Source organism: Nocardiopsis listeri NBRC 13360, assembly GCF_001570765.1.
GTDB lineage: Bacteria > Actinomycetota > Actinomycetes > Streptosporangiales > Streptosporangiaceae > Nocardiopsis > Nocardiopsis listeri.
In genome coordinates this window covers 1-4,394 of record NZ_BCSH01000092.1, presented here as the reverse complement: position 1 = coordinate 4,394, position 4,394 = coordinate 1, and the positions used below count along the sequence as shown (strand labels likewise).

3 protein-coding genes are annotated in these 4,394 nt (G+C 69.0%); 1 reads left to right on the top strand and 2 read right to left on the bottom strand.

The window, feature by feature from the left end; translation table 11 throughout:
• Nucleotides 1-53: 53 nt before the first annotated feature.
• Nucleotides 54-611, bottom strand: a complete 558-nt coding sequence (locus NLI01S_RS22945; RefSeq protein ID WP_067608352.1) for an FxsA family protein — start codon at nucleotides 609-611, stop codon at nucleotides 54-56.
• Nucleotides 612-725: 114 nt separating this feature from the next.
• Nucleotides 726-2,369, bottom strand: a complete 1,644-nt coding sequence (gene lnt / locus NLI01S_RS22940) for an apolipoprotein N-acyltransferase (protein ID WP_067608349.1) — start codon at nucleotides 2,367-2,369, stop codon at nucleotides 726-728.
• A 609-nt stretch (nucleotides 2,370-2,978) separates the two neighbouring features.
• Between lnt and NLI01S_RS22935 the strand changes: the two genes are divergently transcribed.
• Nucleotides 2,979-4,199, top strand: a complete 1,221-nt coding sequence (locus tag NLI01S_RS22935) for an ABC transporter ATP-binding protein (protein ID WP_067608346.1) — start codon at nucleotides 2,979-2,981, stop codon at nucleotides 4,197-4,199.
• The last annotated feature ends 195 nt before the right edge of the window (nucleotides 4,200-4,394 follow it).

Sequence of the window (4,394 nt, the reverse complement as noted above, 5' to 3'; positions counted from 1 at the left end):
GGCGGCCCGCCGTGGAAGGTTCCACGGCGGGCCCGGTGATTCGGGGGGCGGGCTCAGGCCTCGTCGTCGGGTTCGAAGTGGCCCTGGATGACACGACCGCCCTGGGTCGGACGCTCGGTGCCCGGGTCGGGCCTCCCCGAGGGTCCGCCCGGGGTGAAGTTCGGACCGAAGGGGCCGCCCTGCCCCGGGACGTTGACGCCTCGGGCGGCGAACTCCTCCCGCATCCGCTCCTGCGTCCTGGCCATCCGCCGCCTGGCCCAGCCGGCGAACACCCAGCGCAGGACCGGGCGGGTCACCGGGGTGACCATCAGGACGCCCAGGGCGGCGGTGAGGAAGCCCGGGACGACGAGCAGGATTCCACCGGCCATGAGCATGAGGGGGTCCAGCAGGCCCTTACGCGGTTGATCGCCGGTGCGCATGGCCTCATCGGCCTGTTGGACGACCTCGAGGAAGGCGCGACCGGTGTGCCGCAGCACGGCCACGCCCAGGATCATCAGCGAGACCAGCGCGGCCAGGGTCCACGGAACACCGATCTGACCACCGATGACGATCATCAGCCAGACTTCCAGGAACGGTAGGGCCATCAAGGCCGGCACCGTCAACAGCGGCATCGCGAAACCATCCTCAGGGGTCGTGGTCCGGGATCGTTGGTCTCCCTGTCCAGAAGAACGTCTCCCCGGGGTGAATGGTTCCCCGGATCGGAGGTCCTCAACACCGGGGGACGTTCAGGAGCGGGCACGGCGGGCGATCACCGTGGCGGCGATGACGGCGCCCAGACCCAGAGCGGACAGGAGCGCTTCGGGGAGCCCCCCGACCCGGGTGGCGACGGTGGGACCGTCCATGGCGGTGAGTTCGGCGACGTGGATGTCGAGTTCGGCCTCGGGCGAGCGGTAGTCCACGGTGCCGTCCGGTGCGACCATGGCGCTGACGCCGCTGGTGGAGACCACCACGGCGTGCCGGCCGTGTTCGACGGCGCGCAGTTGCGTGATGGCCAACTGCTGGTCGGACTGGCCGGTGAAGTTGTAGTTGGCGTTGTTGGTGGGGATCACGATGATCTGACCGCCGGCGGCCACGGAGTCGCGCACGGGCGGGTCGAAGGCCACGTCGAAGCAGATGCCCACGGCCAGGGTCGTACCGGCGATGTCCAGGGCGCCGGGTTCGCTGCCGGGGACGGCGTCGGAGCTGACCTGGTCCAGCCGGGAGACGAACCGTGTGAAGAAGTCGCGGTAGGGGACGTACTCGCCGAACGGGACGAGGTAGCGCTTGTCGTAGTGTTCGCCCGGCCCGGTCTGCTCGTCCCACACCACGCTCTGCACGTAGCGGGTGCCGTCGTCGTTGAAGCGGCTCAGGCCCCACAGCAGGGGGACACCGACGTCGGCGGCGGCCTCGTCGATGATTTCGGCGGCCTCCGGGTCACGGAAGGGGTCGATGTCGCTGGCGTTCTCCGGCAGCACCACCATGTCGGGTTCGGGGTACTCCCCGGCCCGGGCGGAGTCGGCGAGGTCGTGGACGCCGTCGGCGTGATTGCGCAGTACCTGCATGCGCTCGCCCAGGATCGACATCTCACCGGCGTTGGGGACGTTGCCCTGGACCATTCCGACGTTGACGGTCTCGGCGGGGGTGGGACGTCCGATGGCGGGAGCCACCAGACCGCCCAGGACGATCGCGGCGCTCGCGGCCAGCCCCAGGGCAAAAAGTAGGACGCGGGCGCGACCGCGGGCCGCCACGGCGCGCAGGACGGCCCACACCAGCATGGCGCCGGTGAGTGCGACGGCGAAGGTCACCAGGGGCGAGGATCCCAGAGCCGCGTAGCCGACGAAGGGGGTGTCGGGCTGGGCGAAGGCGAGCTTGCCCCACGGGAATCCGCCGAGGGGCCAGCGGGCGCGTACGGCTTCCTGGGCCACCCACAGGGCGGCGGTCCACAGCGGCCAGTAGGGCAGTCGGGCGACGACGGCCAGACCCATCGCCATGGGGAGGAAGTAGAGGGTCTCGGCGCCGGCGATGACCAGCCACACGTCGGTACCGAAGACGTCCTGCCAGCGCACCAGCGGGACCATGAGGGCGGCACCGGCCAGGAGTCCCAGCCAGGCGGCGCGACGAAGTCGTGCGCCACCGACCGCGAGCAGGAGCAGGGCGGCGCTGAGCGGCCCGAGCCACCACAGACCGTAGGGCGCAAGCGCCAGGAGTTGGGCCAGACCGGAACCCACCGCGGCCAGGGCACGCCAGAACGGGTCGAACCGACCCCACCGGTACCCCGGGGCCAGGGGGGACCATGTGGTCGCCTCCGTCCTCGGCTCCGGAGCCGAGGCGTCCGGTGAGGATTTGTCGGGGGTCGGGGCGGTGCCCGATCCCGTTTGCTCGGCAACCACGTGGGGTGCTCGCTTTCCGCTGGCCGTTGAGGGTCTGCGGTCAGCATATTGGGGGGACGCGGAAAAGGCCCGAGCCACCCTTCGGACCGGCTCCGTCCCGTCGGCGGCGAGCTCGGAAGACCGTTGTCTACTGGATGTTCGGGCCTTTTCCGGGTCCAACCCCCCGCCCGGTCGCGGTACACCGCCCCTCACCCGATCCCAACCGCACCTGGCGCGTGGTGCAGCGTCCAATCGGACGAGTGGGGGCCGCACAACCGGTCCGTCCAGTGCTGGACTGGTCGTTAGGTTACCCAGAGTCCCCGACCTGTTGTCTCAATCTGGAGACCGTGTCGTGGTCACCGTTTCGAGTGACGGGAGGGGGAATCAGTGATGAACCGTCGGACAGGCTAACGCACCTGGGGCCGACACGCCAGCCGGTCATCGATGGTTTGTGCATGACCGCAATCGGATCGAAACAACACTTCCTATGGACATTCCGATCAGGATCCTGTCTGATGTGATCAGCGAAACGGCCCGCTTCGATCAACTTCGAACATCAGGTCAGCTCGGGGGTCAACGGCCACGTGACCCCTTCACCATTGGATATGCCACACCGAGCAGGAGAGTGCCATGGCGGAGATCGTCCTCGAGGGCATCGACAAGATCTATGGCGGCGACGTCAAGGCCGTCGATGACCTGAACCTTCGGATCGAGGACGGCGAGTTCATGGTGCTCGTCGGCCCCTCCGGCTGCGGTAAGTCCACCGCGCTGCGCATGATCGCCGGCCTGGAGGAGATCTCCGCCGGCACCCTGGTCATCGGCGACGAGATCGTCAACGACCGTCCGCCGAAGGACCGCGACATCGCGATGGTCTTCCAGAACTACGCGCTCTACCCCCACATGACCGTCGAGCAGAACCTCGCCTTCGGTCTGAAGCTGCGCAAGGTCGCCAAGGCCGAGATCGCCCGCCGTGTCGGCGACGCCGCCGAGATGCTCGGACTGGAGCCCTACCTCAAGCGCAAGCCGGGTGCCCTCTCCGGTGGTCAGCGCCAGCGTGTGGCCATGGGACGTGCCATCGTGCGCGAGCCGCGCGCCTTCCTCATGGACGAGCCGCTGTCCAACCTGGACGCGAAGCTGCGCGTGCAGATGCGCGCCTCCCTCAACCAGCTCCACGAGCGTCTCGGCGTCACCACCGTGTACGTCACCCACGACCAGGTCGAGGCGATGACCCTCGGCGACCGGGTCGCGGTGCTGCGGGACGGCCGACTCCAGCAGGTCGACACCCCCAAGCGTCTGTTCGACTCACCCGTCAACCTGTTCGTGGCCGGCTTCATCGGCTCCCCCTCGATGAACTTCGTCAACGCCGAGTTCAAGCGCGACGGCGACCGGGCCGTGCTGGCCTTCGCCGACCACAAGCTGCCCGTCCCCGACTCGATCCTGGACGCGCGTCCGGGCCTGAAGGACTACCTGGGCCGGTCGCTGATCCTGGGCATCCGCCCCTCCGACTTCTCCGACTCCGAGTTCGACGGCAACGACGCCCCGCGCTTGGAGGTCACCGCGAACGTCACCGAGGAGCTGGGCACCGAGATCAACGTGATCTTCGGTGTCGACGCCCCTCCGGTGCGCCACGAGGACGCCGCCGCCCTGGCCAAGGACGCCGCCGGTGACGACGAGGAGAGCGCCGAGGCCGCCCTGCCCCTGGGCAACGACCGTACGCAGTTCACCGCCCGTGTGAGCCCGCGCAGCAACGTCAAGCCGGGTGCCACCATCAGCCTGTCGGTCGACGTCAGCCAGCTGCACTTCTTCGACGAGGTCAGTGGTCTGGCCATCGGGCACCCCGACAACGCCTGAGACCGTCCGGGCCGGTGAGCCGCACACCCACCGGCGCCGAAGACACGAGTCGTGGCCGGTGCCCCGATCCCCCGGGGTACCGGCCACACCCGTTCCACCCTCTAGAGATGAGTGATTCCAGGGGTGGGGGGTGAGGGTGGGGGGTGCTGGTGGGGCGCCTGGGGTTTCTGGTTTCTTGGGGTTGTTGGGCGGGTG

What these genes read in the sequence shown, in the direction of transcription:
- NLI01S_RS22945 (WP_067608352.1), bottom strand. Translation starts at nt 611, where the DNA reads ATGCCGCTGTTGACGGTGCCGGCCTTGATGGCCCTACCGTTCCTGGAA.
- NLI01S_RS22935 (WP_067608346.1), top strand. Translation starts at nt 2,979, where the DNA reads ATGGCGGAGATCGTCCTCGAGGGCATCGACAAGATCTATGGCGGCGAC.